Source organism: Tepidimonas sp., assembly GCF_029335975.1.
Classification (GTDB): Bacteria; Pseudomonadota; Gammaproteobacteria; order Burkholderiales; family Burkholderiaceae_C; genus Tepidimonas.
Window position 1 is genome coordinate 1 of sequence record NZ_JARJMT020000122.1, and the last position, 2,729, is coordinate 2,729.

Sequence of the window (2,729 nt, forward strand, 5' to 3'; positions counted from 1 at the left end):
CACCCGGACCCACCCGCGCACACCCATCACGGCTGCTCAAACCCCCGGCTGCAAGGCCACCGTCACTTCCCGCGTTTGCTCGCCGCGGCGCACACTCAGGCGCACCGTGTCGCCGACGCGAAAGTCGTCCAGCCGAACCAGCAACTGGCCTGGGCTGTGGACCGGCTTGCCCTCCACCGCCACGATGACGTCGCCGGGCATCAGCCCCTCGGGCGTCATGCGCACGCCCTGCAGGCCAGCCTGCTCGGCCGCGCCGCGCGGCTGCACGCGCAGCACGTAGACCCCTTCCACCCCGGTGGCGGCTGCCAAGCGCTGATTGAGCGTCTCATCCACCTCGATGCCCAGCGCCGGGCGCACATAGCGGCCATGCTGGATGAGCTGTGGCACCACACGCGCCACCGTATCCACCGGCACCGCAAAGCCGATGCCGGCCGAGGCCCCCGACGGGCTATAAATCGCGGTGTTGATGCCGATCAGCCGCCCGGCGGAGTCGAGCAGCGGCCCGCCGGAGTTTCCAGGGTTGATCGCCGCATCGGTTTGGATCAGATGCTCGATCGGTGGTCTGCCTGAGTCCGCGTCGAGGGTGCGATCCAGTGCCGATACGATGCCCGTAGTCAGCGTCCAGTCCAGCCCGAACGGATTGCCAATCGCAAACACCTTCTGACCCACCTTTAGATCGCGGCTCGTGCCGATCGGCACCGGCGGCGGTCGCTTGAAGCCCACCCCGATGCGCAGCACTGCGATATCGTGCGCCGGCGACGCACCAACCAGCGCAGCGCGATAGTCGCGGCCATCGGCCAGCCGCACGGTGGCCGACGACGCCCCCTCGATGACGTGGTAGTTGGTCACAACGTGACCGGCATCGTCCCAAATGAAGCCCGAGCCGTTGCCGCGCGGCACCTCCCAAGCATTGCGCGTCCAGGCGTCACGCACCACCCGCGCAGTGGAGATGAAAACCACCGAGTCGCGCGCCTTTTCGAACAGCTCGATAGTGGCTCGTTCGTCAGCCGCCAGGTCGCCACGCGGTGTGACGGTGCGCTCGACCGCTGGCGCAGCAGCCGGCGCCAGCCAGCGCGCCTGCAACACCGGCAACCACTGCCACAGGACCATCAGCGCGGCCACCACCAGCGCCAGCCACAGCAGCCGACGCACGAAGCTGTCGCTGCGCCGAGGCGCGGGCGATCCCCACGGATCAGGACGCATGGTGCCCCCCCTTCTGCGCGGCCGCCGCAGCCCGCTCGGCATCCAGCGCGCGTTGGTCACGCTCGCGCATCAACCAGTAAACGACGCCGAGCGCCAGTGCCGCGCCCGACAGCGCCGCCACCTTGGCCGGGGAGGTGTCCGGGTCCAGGATGACGAACTTGCGCGACAACGCGATCAGCGCGATCAGCACCACCGTCTTGACCTGCACGATGCTGTCATGCCCCATGACCACGCGCACGATGGAATGCTTGAACTCCATCGCGATCAGGACCGTCATGATCATGCCGAAGACGGTCTGGAAAATTTTGTGGTCCAGCGGATTGAAAGCGTCCAGCACCAGCAGCATGAACACCTCGCGGATGAGCTGCACCAGCGAGGTGACGACGATGACGGCAATCACGGCGGACAGCACGATGGCGACGACCTGCTCGAAGCGCTCGTACAGCGTCATCATCGGCCAGCGCTCGCGCAGGCTCGGCACCGTGGGGTGGGGACGCGACTCGGTGGCAAGGGGGGTGGACATGGTTCCTCCTCGGATCAGGGGCGGCGCGAGCCGGACCAGCCGGTGCCGCTGTCGCGAGTCTAGCAAGGCCGCCCGCCCCACCGGGGATAATCGTCAGCATGGACGACACCGCCCCTTCCCCCTCGCGCCCCGGCCTGCAGCGCTGGCTGGCGCTGGACACGAGCGCTTCGATGCTCAGCGTGGCCGTGGGCGCGGCCGGCGCAGCCGAGCCGCTCGCGTGGTACGAGGGGGCGGGCGGTGCGCATGCCTCGGCGACGCTGCTGCCGACCGTGATGGGGCTGCTGCAGCGAGTCGGCTGGCGGCTGGCGGAGCTGGACGGCATCGTCTTCGGCCATGGGCCGGGTTCGTTTACCGGGCTGCGCACCGCCTGCGCGGTGGTGCAGGGGCTGGCTGCTGGGGCGCGGCCGGGCGGCGTACCCGTGCTGCCGCTGGGCACCCTGCTGGCGGTGGCGGAGGCCGCGCGCGTGCGCCACGCGCCGACTGCCGCGCAACTCACCGTGCACGCGGCGCTGGACGCGCGCATGGACGAGGTCTACGTGGCCCGCTACGCTTGGGGCGCTGCGCAGGGCTGGCGCGAGTTGGAAAGCCCGCACCTGCGCCGTCCGCAAGACCTGCCCCACGCGGACGGCGCGCTGCACGCTGGCAACGTCGCTGGCGTCTACGGGGAGCGATTGCCTGCCGTCTGGCGCACCGAGATCGGTGGCGCGACGCTGCCGTGCGCGCGCGCCCTGTTGCGCCTGGCGGCCGCGGGCGTAGCGGCCGGGTGGTGCGTCGGCGCGGCCGGGGCTCAGCCGCTCTACGTGCGCGACCAGGTGGCGCTGTCCCCGGATGAACAGGCCGCGCGGCGCCCCCGCCGCACGGGCGGTTGACCGGGGCCGGCGATGTAACCCGTGATGGACGGTGCTTTGCCAACGGCCCCCGCCCCCACCCCCGCCCCCGCGCAGCGGCTGGGCAGGCGACCGCTGGGCACCGCCCACCAGGACCCGGTCGCGGAGGTGGGGAA

The 2,729-nt window shown here is 70.9% G+C and carries 3 protein-coding genes; 1 reads left to right on the top strand and 2 read right to left on the bottom strand.

From position 1 onward, the window contains the following. Positions 1–36: 36 nt before the first annotated feature. Together P3W97_RS06670 and P3W97_RS06675 are read right to left on the bottom strand one after the other, a co-directional pair. Entirely contained in the window at positions 37–1,203 is a 1,167-nt protein-coding gene (locus P3W97_RS06670; protein WP_300845004.1) for a trypsin-like peptidase domain-containing protein, read from the bottom strand. Further along, positions 1,193–1,726 carry a phosphate-starvation-inducible PsiE family protein gene (locus P3W97_RS06675; protein WP_300845006.1) on the bottom strand — a complete coding sequence of 178 codons (534 nt, stop codon included), beginning with the start codon at positions 1,724–1,726 and terminating at the stop codon, positions 1,193–1,195. Before P3W97_RS06675 ends, P3W97_RS06670 begins: the two co-directional genes overlap by 11 nt. A gap of 98 nt (positions 1,727–1,824) precedes the next feature. Between P3W97_RS06675 and tsaB the strand changes: the two genes are divergently transcribed. Beyond that, positions 1,825–2,595, top strand: coding sequence for a tRNA (adenosine(37)-N6)-threonylcarbamoyltransferase complex dimerization subunit type 1 TsaB (gene tsaB, locus P3W97_RS06680; RefSeq protein WP_300845008.1), 771 nt, complete (start codon positions 1,825–1,827; stop codon positions 2,593–2,595). The last annotated feature ends 134 nt before the right edge of the window (positions 2,596–2,729 follow it).